The sequence below is a fragment of the Marinomonas sp. A3A genome (assembly GCF_018336955.1).
In the GTDB taxonomy this organism is placed as follows: Bacteria; Pseudomonadota; Gammaproteobacteria; order Pseudomonadales; family Marinomonadaceae; genus Marinomonas; species Marinomonas lutimaris.
In genome coordinates this window covers 2570644-2583473 of record NZ_CP025532.1, presented here as the reverse complement: position 1 = coordinate 2583473, position 12830 = coordinate 2570644, and the positions used below count along the sequence as shown (strand labels likewise).

General features: G+C 39.2%; 11 protein-coding genes. All 11 read left to right on the top strand.

Going from position 1 to position 12830, the window contains the following annotated elements; genetic code table 11:
- Position 1: 1 nt before the first annotated feature.
- On the top strand, positions 2-487 hold the full coding sequence (gene tssE / locus CYL31_RS12135) for a type VI secretion system baseplate subunit TssE (RefSeq protein WP_212915501.1): 486 nt from the start codon (positions 2-4) through the stop codon (positions 485-487).
- A complete protein-coding gene (gene tssF / locus CYL31_RS12130; protein ID WP_212915500.1) occupies positions 484-2310 on the top strand; it encodes a type VI secretion system baseplate subunit TssF in 1827 nt (608 codons plus the stop codon). The genes tssE and tssF overlap by 4 nt, the downstream gene beginning before the upstream one ends.
- Positions 2307-3293, top strand: a complete 987-nt coding sequence (tssG, locus tag CYL31_RS12125; RefSeq protein WP_212915499.1) for a type VI secretion system baseplate subunit TssG — start codon at positions 2307-2309, stop codon at positions 3291-3293. The genes tssF and tssG overlap by 4 nt, the downstream gene beginning before the upstream one ends.
- A 23-nt stretch (positions 3294-3316) precedes the next feature.
- Positions 3317-5920, top strand: coding sequence for a type VI secretion system ATPase TssH (gene tssH, locus CYL31_RS12120; protein ID WP_212915498.1), 2604 nt, complete (start codon positions 3317-3319; stop codon positions 5918-5920).
- 258 nt (positions 5921-6178) lie between these two features.
- Positions 6179-6658, top strand: a complete 480-nt coding sequence (locus tag CYL31_RS12115) for an Hcp family type VI secretion system effector (RefSeq protein ID WP_212915497.1) — start codon at positions 6179-6181, stop codon at positions 6656-6658.
- Positions 6659-6742: 84 nt separating this feature from the next.
- Positions 6743-8596 (top strand): type VI secretion system tip protein TssI/VgrG, encoded by a 1854-nt coding sequence (gene tssI, locus CYL31_RS12110; RefSeq protein WP_212915496.1) that lies wholly within the window; start codon positions 6743-6745, stop codon positions 8594-8596.
- Positions 8597-8611: 15 nt separating this feature from the next.
- The gene (locus tag CYL31_RS12105) at positions 8612-8971 is read left to right on the top strand and encodes a hypothetical protein (protein WP_212915495.1); all 360 of its coding nucleotides are present in this window, start codon (positions 8612-8614) and stop codon (positions 8969-8971) included.
- A gap of 32 nt (positions 8972-9003) precedes the next feature.
- Entirely contained in the window at positions 9004-9291 is a 288-nt protein-coding gene (locus tag CYL31_RS12100) for a PAAR domain-containing protein (RefSeq protein ID WP_212915494.1), read from the top strand.
- Positions 9292-9300: 9 nt separating this feature from the next.
- On the top strand, positions 9301-10317 hold the full coding sequence (locus CYL31_RS12095) for a hypothetical protein (RefSeq protein ID WP_212915493.1): 1017 nt from the start codon (positions 9301-9303) through the stop codon (positions 10315-10317).
- Positions 10318-10319: 2 nt separating this feature from the next.
- Entirely contained in the window at positions 10320-11168 is an 849-nt protein-coding gene (locus tag CYL31_RS12090) for a hypothetical protein (RefSeq protein ID WP_212915492.1), read from the top strand.
- On the top strand, positions 11168-12830 hold a 1663-nt coding region (locus CYL31_RS12085; protein ID WP_212915491.1), incomplete at its 3' end, for a DUF6531 domain-containing protein. The genes CYL31_RS12090 and CYL31_RS12085, both read left to right, overlap by 1 nt.

The following is a 12830-nucleotide window of genomic DNA, read 5'->3' as shown; positions in this document are numbered from 1 at the left end:
CATGATTGAGAGTAAGCAGCAGCTCCAAGCTTCGGTTTTAGACCGTTTGATTGATGATGATCCTTCAGTTCAAGAGTCTCCATCTCGATCAGAAGGAATAAGTATTTCAGATTTAAGGCGAAATATTCGTCGTGATATTGAAGCATTACTTAATGCGAGGATTCAGTGGCATACTTGGCCTGATCAGTATGAAGAATTATCCACCTCTATTTTATCTTATGGGTTACCTGATTTTTCGAGTATGTCTGTGAGTTCGAGTGAGGGTCGTGATCTGCTGTGTGATATTGTCAAAAAAACAATTGAGAAATTTGAGCCTAGATTTATCGAGGTAGAGGTGTTCACTGATGAAGATCTACCTCTCAACCGAGTGTTAAACTTACGAATCAATGCTTTGCTTTATGCCGACCCTGAGCCTGAGTTTATTAGTTTTAACTCAGAGGTTGAGCCTATAAATTTAGGGATGAAAATTATTGAGGCCTCCTTATGAATGATGAGCTATTAAAATACTATAACAGAGAGCTCTCCTTTATACGAAAAATGGGGAGTGAGTTTTCCGAGAAGTATCCTAAAGTTGCCGGTAGATTAAAACTAAGTGGTGATACTGTTGAGGATCCTCATGTTTCTCGTCTGGTTGAATCTTTTGCTTTTTTGACAGCTAATATAAGACAGAAGCTTGAAGATAGTTTTCCAGAATTGACTGATGCGCTACTTGGTCAAATGTTTCCTGATTATCAGGCGCCAATACCTTCAATGTCTATTATTAAGCTTGAAGCGGAGAACCTCTCAACTACAGGTGTTGTTATACCAGTTGGAACAGAGGTGGAATCTAATGCTGAAGGCATGAAGCAGTGTAAGTTTAAGACTTGCTTTGAAACGAATCTTTGGCCTGTTGAAATTAAACTCGCAAAATTTGAGAACGCACCATTTTCTGCTCCAAAGGCAAAGTGGGAGAAGCCTGCCAAATCAATTTTTCAGCTTGATGTTATGTGTGAATACGACGGTGTTTCTTTATATGAAACCGACTTGAATAACTTAAGGTTTTATATTGGCGGGCAGTGGCATCATGGATTGAAAATATATGAATTATTATTTAAGAACTGCATTGGCGTAGCATTTGATAATGGTGAGGAAGGTATTCGTTACGTATCTAAGGAGCACCTCCAAGCTGTTGGTTTTGGTGAGAATGAGGTTGTTGTTCCTTACTCGCATCGCTCTTCCTCAGGATTTAGATTGCTTGTTGAGAATTTTGTTTTTCCCGAGAAGTTTAGATTCTTTGAGTTGAAAAATATTAGATCAATGCTTCCTAAAAAATCAGGCGCTACAAGTATATATTTTTATATGGATACAGATTCATCTGAACTAGAAAAGCAAATTGATAGTTCTAGCTTTTTGTTGGGATGTACTCCAATCGTTAACCTTTTTGAACAAGAAATTGAGCCTATTCGACCACAACTCAGTGAGTATGAATATAAGCTCGCCCCTAGGTACATGGATGCAGAGATATCGGAAGTTGTTAGTGTCGATGAGGTGATTGTATTTGATGCTAAAGGAAATAGGCAGGTTGTTTCTCCTTTTTATGGGCAAACACATCCTAAATATCAAGGTAGTAATGATTTGTTTTGGCATATCAGGAGAGAGACCGCAATGTGGGCGGGGGGATATGTTGAAGCAGGTACAGAGACATTTTTTTCGTTGGTTGATGCATCATTTGATAACTCTCACTTGGATGAGAATAGTGATAAAACGGTTATTACTATTAGGGCGAAGTGCAGTAATCGTAATTTGCCCGCAAGTTTGCCTTTTGGGGATGATGAGCTGGGTTTAATGATGCCTGAAAAAGGCGATATTATTAAGAAAATACGATGCCTGGTGATGCCTACCCATGCAATTAGGCCAGTTCTTGGTGATGCGACTAGGTGGCAGTTAATTAATCATCTGAACCTTGATTATTTTACCGGTCCTGATGCCTGTGAGCGCTTAAAAGAGGTTTTGAGACTTTATGATTTTAAAGTATCTCCTCAGAGTAAGGCTTTAATTAATAATATATATAAAGTGGTTATCGAGCCATCTACTGCGCGAGTTGTTCAAAAGGGGAGAGTGTGTTTTGCAAGTGGAAGTGATATTGAAATCACCTTTGCTAATGATGACTTCTCAGGTAGTGGAGTATTCTTTTTTGCATCTATTCTCGAGCATTTCTTTGCGCAGTTTGCGGCAATTAATAGCTTTACTAGGGTATCTTTGAGGTTGAAAGAGCAAGAGCAGGTTTATCATCAGTGGCCTGCGAGAGTTGGTGATCGGGTACTATTATGATGAAATTGCTGTCCGAAAACGCTTCACAGTTTGATTTTTATAAAGCGATTTATTTAATTGAGAAGCAATTAGATAGAGAGCAAATGGCTTATAGGAAAGTCGGTTATGACTGTGATCCAGTCAATGAGCTGGTTAGGTTTTCATCAACTCAAAAGTTCGGTTTTCCTGGAGCATCCATCAGTAGAATTGAGCCTGTTGGCGATCCCTCGGTACTACAAAAAATGAAAGTAGATATTTCTTTTATGGGGTTAACTGGTTCTTCAGGTGTGATGCCTCAGTTTTATAGTGAGTTGGTTCTTCAGCGTGTGAAGTATAAAGATACTGCGATGCGTGATTTCTACGATATGTTTAACCATCGATTAATATCTTTATACTATCGATCTTGGAAAAAGTATAAGCATTCACTTAATTTTTCTTCTAAGAGTGGCTATAAAGACAGTCATACTAAAATTTTGTCACTATTAGGTGGAGGTTCTGCAGACTATAATTTATTTTTCTCAGGAATCTTTTCTAGGGCAATAAAAAACACTTCTGACTTGAAAAATATTTTGACTTCATATTTAGGGTGTGAGGTAAAAATTAAGCAGTTAGAAGGGAAATGGCAGAACTTAAAGTCATCTGAACAGACAAGATTATCGAGTCGTACTTCGTTTGATGGACAATATTCCAAGCTAGGTGTTGATGCCTTGTTAGGTAGCAAGATATGGGATATTTCAACATTAATTGAGGTCTGTATATATCCGAATAATGCAGCGCAACTGAAAAAATTACTGCCCAATGCTGAATTGTATAAATTTGTGTGTAGAATTATTAAGGATTATGTGGGTAATGGTGTTCAAGCTAGGATTCTGGTTGAATCGGCTTTTAGTAATTCTGATATTTCTAGATTGAATAAGAAAGATGTAACTCTTGGTGGGAATAGTGTTCTGGCTTTTAGTCGATTGAACTCTAATAAGAGGTTGCACCTTTCTCGTAAAGGATAATTCACTTTAATAAGGAAGAATATATGTCTTCTATGACATTGAATAAACTGGTCGAGAAACTTAGCCCTGAGTGTAAGTTGAGTTTGGAAAAAGCGGTTGCTATTTGTAATAGTCGTAGTCATTTTGTTGTGGAATTAGAACATTGGCTGATTGCTATGTTAGAGAATCAGCTTGATGATGTTCGGTTGATTTTGAGTGCTTTTGATGTTGACGCTGATGTCGTTAAAAATGATTTGAATCGTTCGCTTGAGTCTTTTAAGACTGGTAGTGAATCATCACCAAGCCTTTCCCATCATGTTACTAGTTTACTGCGCCAATCTTGGTTGAGTACAAGTATTGAGTTTACAGATACTCAAATTAGAAGTGCATATGTTATTTACACGTTAATCAAAGATGATGCGCTGTCGAGTTTATTAACGAGATGCAGTAAGCAGTTTAATAAAATAGATCCGGGGCAGTTATTACACGCTTGGCCTGGAATTATGGCTCAATCCCAAGAGTCTAATGTTGTGTCAGGCTCATCTGAGCAGTCGTCTTTGGCATCAGCATCTAAAACGCCTAGTCTTGATCAATTTACTGTGGATTTGACTGCACAAGCTGAAAGTGGGCGAATAGATCCAATTTTAGGTCGAGATTTTGAAATAAGACAAATGATCGATATTTTAACCAGGCGTAGGCAAAATAACCCTATTTTAACTGGCGAAGCTGGGGTAGGTAAAACAGCGGTTGTAGAGGGGTTGGCTCTTAGGATTGCTCAGCAGTCTGTTCCTGATGTCTTAAAAAATGTGCGGATTCATAGCTTGGATCTTGCTTTATTGCAGGCTGGTGCTGGCATGAAAGGTGAGTTTGAGAACCGTCTAAAGACATTAATATCAGAAGTGAAAAGCTCTTCTCGACCAATAGTTATTTTTATTGACGAAGCGCATACAATGATTGGTAGTGGTGGTCAAGCTGGTCAAAATGATGCAGCAAACCTGCTAAAGCCTGCATTGGCAAGAGGGGAGTTAAGAACCATTGCTGCAACAACTTGGGCTGAGTATAAGAAATATTTTGAGAAAGACGCTGCCCTCTCTCGTCGGTTTCAGGTTGTTAAGGTTGAAGAGCCAGATCCTCTAAAGGCTATATCAATGCTTCGTGGCTTAGTGTCTGTCATGGAAAAACATCATAACGTATTTATTTCTGAGCAGGCTCTTGAGAGTGCTGTTAATCTTTCTCATCGCTATATCGTGGGTAGGCAATTACCGGATAAAGCGGTTGGCTTGCTGGATACAGCTTGTGCGAGAGTCGCAATGAGCCAAGCGTCCGTACCTAATTCTATTGAGCAACTAGAAAATAAAATTTATAACATTGATTCTCAAATTAGTATGTTGTTACGTGAGGAGAAGTCAGGTCTCGATCATGCTGAAAAAATTAATGAGCTGCAGGCAGATTCAGTTAAGGCTCTGGATCTTTTGGTGCCTTTGAAAGAGCAGTTTGAAAAAGAAAAAGTGATTGTTTCAAAGTTGTCAGAGGCTTTTAATAAAATAAGTGGCGAAGATGTTCCTGATGTTAGTGTTTTAGAGTCTCTGCAAAAGAGTAAAAATGAGCTGTCGTCCTTTGCGCAAAATATGGTTCATTGGCAGGTTGATGAAGAGGTCATTGCGCAGGTGATTTCGGATTGGACCGGTATTCCTGTTGGAAAAATGCAGCAAGATGAAGTTCTTGGTGTGTTAAAGCTTGCAGATACAATGAAAGAGCGAGTTGTTGGGCAAGATCATGCGCTTGATCTTATTGCAAAAGTTGTTCAAACTTCAAGAGCTCATTTAGCTGATGAGAATAGGCCAAATGGTATATTTATGCTTACTGGACCTAGCGGGGTTGGTAAAACTGAGACTGCGTTAACCTTGGCTCAAGAAGTGTATGGTAGCGAAGAAAATATAACTATTATAAATATGTCTGAGTTTAAAGAGGAGCATAAAGTTTCCTTGTTGCTTGGTTCTCCCCCAGGTTATGTAGGCTATGGTGAAGGTGGTATCTTAACTGAGGCGGTTAGAAGGAAGCCGTATAGTGTGATATTACTTGATGAAATGGAGAAGGCTCACCCTGGGGTTCATGATATTTTTTATCAAGTTTTTGATAAGGGGATGATCAAGGATGGAGAAGGGCGCGATATAGATTTCAAGAATACTATTATCATTATGACGTCAAATGTAGGTACTGATACTACAATGGGACTTTATGAAGATGAGGAGGCTTTGCCAAGTATCAAGGGGTTGCAGAGTGCCTTACAGGATGATTTGTTAGCTGTTTTTAAACCTGCATTTTTAGGGCGTATAAACGTTATACCTTATGTGCCTTTGAGTGATGAAGTGATTTCTCAAATTGCAAACTTCCAGCTTCTTAAAATTAAAAATAGAATTCGTTCTAATTACGATTGTTCTTTTTCTTATGATGATGGTGTGTTGGATCATATTGTCGCTAATTGTCAAAATGCAGGCTCTGGTGCTCGTAATATCCATACTTTATTACAAAACAAGGTGTTGCCTTTACTCTCAGAATTGTTACTAAGCAACATGGTTGAGGATAAAGAGATTAGTAATGTCGTTTTATCTTTAGATAATAATGATTTCTCTGTGGTAGTGAGTTAGTTGTTCTGATTTAGTAAAAAATAAGAATATCGAAAAGTGAGAAATATAGGGTTGTTTCTTCGTAACCCCAACCTTATAATCTTCTCGTCTTAATTAGTTAATGGACGTTTTTGAGACATTGTCTTAACCAGGGAAGGGAATTAAGTACACTCCTTTCGTTGCAATTTAAAAAGATAATGATTTCAAGGGAATTTGGGAAACCAAAGCTATGAGCATCCAGTGTAGGATGTAATAATTCAATATAAGGAGCGTTATCAAATGCAAGCTAATACTTATCTAAAATACGGTTCAATTAAAGGTGAAGCTACAGCTGAATCATTCAAAGATATGATTACAGTGCTTTCTATGGATTGGAACGTTAGTCGTGAAATCTCTTCACATACAGGTACTTCAATGGACCGTGAGTCAAGCGCGACTCGTCTTGGTGATGTAACTATCACTAAACTTCAAGATAAAGCTTCTCCAGATCTATTCAAAGAAGCAACAATCGGTAAAGGTCAGCCTGCAATTTTTCATATCACTAAGCAAGGTGATAAGGTTGAAGAAATTATGAAAATTGAATTGACTGATGCTATGATTTCTAGCTATTCAGTTTCAGTTCAAAATGATCGTCCTTACGAAACAATCACTATCAGCTATACTGAAATGATGATGACTGTTACACCTACAGATGATCAGAATGCTATTTCTGCACCTCTTGTTTATGGTTATAGCGGTGCTAAAGGTCAGCAAATGTAATTTGTTGTCTTGATAAAGGGGCTCTGGGCGAATGCTCAGAGCTTTTTTGTTTTAATTTATTTTTTTTGATGGGTAAGGCAAGGAATGCAAAACGAAACACAAAAAAATAACGTCATACAGATCAACACACCGTTAGGTAAGGATGCTCTTTACTTATCTAGAATTGTTGCTCAAGAGGCAATGTCGGATTTATTTGTCATTTCTGCTTCTGTTTATGCTTTAGGCCGTCAAGTTTCTCACGAGGATTTGTTGGGTAAGCCTGTTAGTATTTTAGTGAAAAGTACTGACAATAAAACTGAGCGCTATTATCACGGTATAGTTAGCGATCTTGTTTCGAAAGGGACAAGAACTGCTGATTTAACTGAGAAAAAGAATTACATTGATTATCAAGCAGTGATTGTTCCTCACGCTGCGTCAATGCGAAACCGCAAAAACAGTCGCATATACCAAAAGAAAACAATCCAAGATATATTTTCGGATTTATATTCACAGCATAACGTTACTTTTAAAGATCAAACAACAAAGACGTATCCAAAGTATGAATACTGTGTTCAGTATCAAGAAACGGATTTTGATTTTATTCAGCGTTTGTTGCAGCAGGAAGGTATATTTTATTTCTTTGAGCACTCTAAGAGTGATCATGTGCTTGTTCTTTCTGATGATGTTACTGCATATACTGAATGTGATGAGTCAGAGGTTGCGTACTCAACAGGGCATTTAAGTACCCCTCATATATCGACCTGGCAAGGTGGTTTAAGTTTAGCTCCAGGGTCTTTTAAACGAATTGGCTATGACTTTAAACAACCCTCTCGATATCCTGATGGTGAACAAAAGAAACCAACGCTACCGACGCAGTCCTTTACAGAGGTGTTTGAGTATACTGGCGAGGACGAAAGTAATGTTCGAGCTGCCAGCTTGGCTTCTCTTCAGCTGGAATCGTTGCAAAGAGACATGAAGCTTAGTAGCGGTAGAAGTGATTGCCGTAGTTTTTTTGTGGGCGGGCTTTTTAGTTTTGCTGAACACGAAGACCCTCGTATGAGTGGTAAAAGCTTCGTTATTACCTCAATGTTGACTACCATCTCTGTTCCTAACCAGTCTGGCGCATCAATTTCAGCTGCTAATATGGTATACATGAATCACTTTGAATGTGTGCCGAAAGATGTCCCTTACCGACCTCTGGCGATTAAAAAGAAACCGGCTATTCACGGTGTTCAAACGGCAATAGTAACGGGTGATAGTGCCGATGAGATCATGGTTGATAAATACGGAAGAGTTAAGGTCCAGTTTGATTGGGATAGAGATGGAAAGAAAGACTCTCAGAGTTCTTGTTGGATTCGTGTTGCTCAAAACTGGGCAGGAAAGAAGTGGGGCGCTTTTTTCTTCCCACGAGTAGGTCAAGAGGTCTTGGTTGATTTTATCAACGGTGATCCGGATCAGCCGATCATTAGTGGTGCCATATATAATGCAGATCTAATGCCCCCCTATGATCTACCTGCACAGAAAACCCAAAGCGGAATAAAGACACGTTCTACTAAAGAAGGTGGAGCTGATAATTTTAATGAGTTGCGCTTTGAGGATAAAAAAGGCAGTGAGCTTGTTTATATGCAAGCTGAAAAAGACCACCAGCTTTATGTCAAAAATGACCGTAATGACAAGGTTGATAACAACGTAACGACTGAGATCGGCAATAATGAAGACCTTAAAGTTAAAGTTAATCGTACTTCTGAGATTGGAGAAAATGATACTTTAAAAGTGGGTAAAAGCTTAAATATTGAAGCTGGAGATGAAATAGTTATTAAAACTGGCTCTGCACAAATTAAGTTGTCTAGTAGCGGAGATATAACTATTGAGGGTAGCAATATCAATATCAAAGGCAGTAATGTGAAAGTAAATGGTAGCGCGATTAGTTTATCGGCAGGAACCATCAAACTCAACTAAGCAGAAGTGTATGATATGGAAATTATAGATAGCACAGCTAGTATTATTATGAAGTCTGGCGTGAAGGAAGGTCTTATAACTTATTGTCGATATGGGCTTCCTCACCTTGTCTGTTTACCTATTCATAGACCTAATGACCCCCTTCTAAGTCCCTCCCTTGCTTATTTAAAAGTAGGGGGGGGGTACTTTGCCGATCAGTTTTTTTCTTCTTTACATCCTCGATTGAATCAGACCAATATCATTTCAAAGTTATATTTCTATGTAACCTTTTCAAGTGTGTCTATATCTGATTTGACGTTAGATACTTTAATAGAAGAGCTTGCTTGTTTTGTTGCATCGGGGAAATTATTAGTCATTCCACTCTACGATCAGTAGATTAAAATCATATTGCTATATAAGGAGGTTGCATGGGAAAGCCAGCGGCAACAATTGGAAGTATGCATGTGTGCCCTAAAACAACTGGCACTGTTCCGCATGTTGGCGGCCCCATTGCTGCAGGGTCTTCGAATGTCTTAATTGGTGGTATTCCAGCGGCAAGGGATGGGGATATGCTTGTGTGTGTTGGGCCGCCGGATAGTATAAAAGGTGGCTCGGGCTCGGTGACTATTAACGGTAAACCTGCAGCTCGACTTGGTGACGGGACTTCGCATAGTGGCAAAATTGTAGTAGGTAATCCTACGGTTCTCATTGGTTAGGCGGCTGATTTGTTATCTGTTTTCGTTAATGACTTTTATAGTCAGATAAAAAAGCTGAATGAGGCTAGGCTAAATCCTTTTTTTTCATATGGTTATTATGCTCAGTGTAAAAAGCAACTGACGGAAGAATGCTGGCTGTCCGTCATTAATAAGAGCAATACTGATGATGTAGATTTACATCATCTTTCTGTATTGCTGGAGTCTGATGTCGATAAAGAGATTCTTGTTGAGGGGGCTGCTTATCTAATTGGTAAAATGGCAGCAGATAGAAAAGCTGAATATATCAATGCCCTTTATTTTTCTAAAGATCTTCGTTCTGTATCAAAAGATATTATTGAGATAACTGGCTCCCATTGTCTTTTGCGTGATCTTGCGACAGATAAGGAGTTATGCCTTTATCAGATGTTGAGTTTATCTAGTGAAGAGTCGATAACGCTTGGTTTGTATGAGCGGTTTCCGTGGTTGGAAACGCCAGAATTGTTATCACGTGATCAGTTGTTGGCTTTTTTTACAGATTTAGTAGATGAGGGGTTGTTAGAAACAAGAGTAATGTCTTTGTTTTTGATGGTGATAACGCCAAGCCAATTAAATATTGTTTGCAATTTTGCTAGTGATATTTTGTCAACAGACGACACGTTGTGCTTATTGATGCGGGGCGGGATGGTTAAACATTCTCCGTTGCTAAATTCTATTCTGACTCAATCTGATGTGTCATCCAAGTTGATTAAAGAGCTTAGAAGTATATTAGGGAGTGATCTTGATAGCATTGTCCCTTTTGATGTCCAGCTTTCTGCTTGGTTAGGCGATCAAGGTTCTTTGGAGTGTTTTCAGCAAGAGTTTGCGTTGAACTGGCCTAAATACGAAGAGAAATTTGCAGGGTTTAGGTTGCTGGGTGGTTTGTCTTTTTCAGGGACGATTGATGTCGCCAATAAGCAATCTATCAGTGTATCAAATGTCTTGCTGGTGATGCTATTTGAACGATATCAGTCACTGTTCTTCACTGAGAAAAAGCTTGGAGCTGCATAGGAATGACAGCCTTTTTACTATCTGTTGATTATGTCTCTTTGCCTCATGCCTCTTCTATAGAAGAGTTGATGATTGGCGATTTTGTAACGAAAGAAAAGTTTTCTGGAGATGAATCATGGCAGTCATTTACTTATGACTGTATCTTGAAGGCCAAATCGTTATTTGTATCTCTAAAAGATTCTAATTTGCCTACTATTTGGCTCATGCCTGCTTGGGTATTTCAGAGTGAGCAAAAAGAGATAGTAATTGAAAGTTTTTATCAGCTTTTTGCTGCAAAGTCTGAATTTGTTTTTTTCCTAGGCTCTAGTGGTATAGATGCCGCTATACAATTTATCTCAGAGCAAGGCATAGATGCTGCAAATGTTATTGCTATCGATGGAGTTTATCTACCAAACTCCAGCTCAGAATATTGTTACCATGGTGTTGGTGGGGTTGTTGCTACATTAGATTTGACTAGTGTAGGTTGGTCGCAGCGCTTTTTTTGCTATGAAGCTAGTATTGATTTCGAGCAACATGATGCGTTTGGGGCGCTTTTTAAGAAAGCGATAGAAGATGTTTCAGTTGATATAGATACTATTTTTTCTCCTGGAAATGGCATTGATGAAGATGGAGACATTTGGCTACATAGTCTGCAATTGCTTGCCCCACATCTTGGTAAAAATATCGAATATATTTTTCCTGTTTATACTTTAGGAAAGTTAGGAGCAGTTAATGGGGTGATGAATCTTTATTCTCTTATTAATAATCCCAATTACAGCAGTCAAAAGCATGCATTAATGATTTCTCAAGAGCAGTCGGTTCATCAAGCTGTTGGGGTATACATATGGAAGAATGAGGAAACGCGACGCTAATGGAAAGTAATTCACTTGAATTGAAAGGAGAGGGATATCACATTTATCTTGTTGGTAAGGGAGGTAAAGTACCTTCTGGGTATCATCAAGTAGTGACGGACACGTCTGAGTCTGCAAATAACAGAACAGACGAAGTGAGCCGTATAATTTCCAAAGAGCCTTCATCACATCTTAATGTTATTCTATTTCTCCAAGCGCTTGGTGTGAAGGGAGCTAAGGATCAAGCGCCATCTTTGACAGCGGCAGCATTAAAGGCCGCATTTATGTCAGAGGTAGTTACTTTCTACATGCAGGATATGAAAATCTCATATTCTGATAATAAAGCAGATGCGGTTAAAGCAAGTAACAAAAAAGGTCCAGAAAAAGCGGTGGGAAAGACAGTGTCCCAATCGCCTGAGACTAATACTGGTGGTGTTTCATCTGATGTTTCTAGTGAAACACCAATAACAGATCAAGAGTGCCGATCAGACCCTGTGTCTATGTTGACAGGGGAAGAGATTCTGCCCTTGATCGATTTCACCTTAAACGGTAGTCGCTCTTTAGTGTGGCGTCGTTTGTATCGATCTTCCCATTCAAATAACAAAACGGCGATGGGTAATGGTTGGCGTCATGATTTTATGGCGTGTTTGACGGAACACTATCTACCACCACCAAAAGTTGGCCCAAAACAAAAGGGAACCTATTGGTTAGAATACCGCGATGAGCATGGCGCTTCTCACCGTTTTGAAAAAGTCAAACCAGGCCAATCTAGCTATCAACTAAGTAGTAAGTTGGCATTGCATTATCAAACCAATGGTAAACAGGTATTAATAACGCCTGATGATCAGCATTTAACATTCAAAGCTGGAAAATCTGCGTGGTTGCTTGAAAAAATCATCAATGATAAAGGTCAGAGCACCCGTTTTCATTATGACGTTAAAGAGCGTTTGGCTCGTATTGAAGTGAACAAAGCGCGTGGCTGCTTACTTAAATATAACGCACAAGGATTGTTGATTGATGTTTTGGCTTATCATGTGAATGATAGCGATCAATTCGTCACATCAGGAAAACCTCTAGCTCACTACGAGTATGACGATACGGGCAACTTGATCGCCGCGATAAACCAATCGGGCGAAAAAGAACGTTATGCTTATAACGCAGCGAACCTCATTACCAAGCGAACCCGCGCCAGTGGTTTTAGTCATCATTTCGAATGGGATAGCTACTCAAACGACGCCAAATGTATTAAGCAGTGGGGCGACAACGACACCTATTGCTATCAATTCGAATATGGTCCTGAAAAAGGCACAACGACGAGTATAGATTCACGAGGCAACCGAGAGCACTTTGTTCATAACGAACAAGGCAAACTCATCGAACATACCGACCCAAACGGTAACCTGCGTCGCTATGTTTACAATCAAAATGGCCAAAAGACACGGGAAATCGATCCACAAGGTAACCAAACTAAGTTGACCTATACGCCATTAGGTCAACTCGAATCTGTGACTACACCGGATGGCAACAAGACTACCTTTGCTTATAACCAGCTGGGTCAGCGAATTCTTACGATACTGCCAGATAAAACGACCTTATCGCGTAAATACAGCGCGTCTGGTTTATTGCAAAGTGAAACACAGCCAGATGGTCGTGTGGCTTTATTTGCTTATGACCATCAGGGAC

Coding starts and splice junctions, on each gene's coding strand:
- tssE (WP_212915501.1), top strand. CDS start 2: ATGATTGAGAGTAAGCAGCAGCTCCAAGCTTCGGTTTTAGACCGTTTG.
- tssF (WP_212915500.1), top strand. CDS start 484: ATGAATGATGAGCTATTAAAATACTATAACAGAGAGCTCTCCTTTATA.
- tssG (WP_212915499.1), top strand. CDS start 2,307: ATGATGAAATTGCTGTCCGAAAACGCTTCACAGTTTGATTTTTATAAA.
- tssH (WP_212915498.1), top strand. CDS start 3,317: ATGTCTTCTATGACATTGAATAAACTGGTCGAGAAACTTAGCCCTGAG.
- CYL31_RS12115 (WP_212915497.1), top strand. CDS start 6,179: ATGCAAGCTAATACTTATCTAAAATACGGTTCAATTAAAGGTGAAGCT.
- tssI (WP_212915496.1), top strand. CDS start 6,743: ATGCAAAACGAAACACAAAAAAATAACGTCATACAGATCAACACACCG.
- CYL31_RS12105 (WP_212915495.1), top strand. CDS start 8,612: ATGGAAATTATAGATAGCACAGCTAGTATTATTATGAAGTCTGGCGTG.
- CYL31_RS12100 (WP_212915494.1), top strand. CDS start 9,004: ATGGGAAAGCCAGCGGCAACAATTGGAAGTATGCATGTGTGCCCTAAA.
- CYL31_RS12090 (WP_212915492.1), top strand. CDS start 10,320: ATGACAGCCTTTTTACTATCTGTTGATTATGTCTCTTTGCCTCATGCC.